General features: G+C 67.6%; 1 protein-coding gene. It reads left to right on the top strand.

Going from position 1 to position 207, the window contains the following annotated elements; all coding sequences use genetic code 11:
* The coding region (locus tag LO50_RS23295; protein WP_044316521.1) for a type IV secretory system conjugative DNA transfer family protein at positions 1-207 on the top strand (207 nt) is incomplete at both ends.

Genomic DNA, 207 nt, shown 5'->3' with positions numbered 1-207 from the left:
CTTGCGCCGTGGCTCGGGCATCTGATGGTGTCCCGGCAGGAAACCGCACGTCCGCTGCTCACCCCAGGCGAAGTGATGCAGCTTCCGCCAGATGACGCCGTGGTGATGGTGTCCAGCGTCGCGCCTATTCGGGCGAAGAAACTGCGCTACTACGCCGACGCCAATTTCAAGCGCCGCGTGCTGCCGCCGCCCCCGCTGGCGGACGGG

The sequence above is a fragment of the Stutzerimonas stutzeri genome (assembly GCF_000935215.1).
Classification (GTDB): Bacteria; Pseudomonadota; Gammaproteobacteria; order Pseudomonadales; family Pseudomonadaceae; genus Stutzerimonas.
Note: the sequence above shows the minus strand (reverse complement) of the source record. Positions and strands in the feature narration are given on the sequence as shown.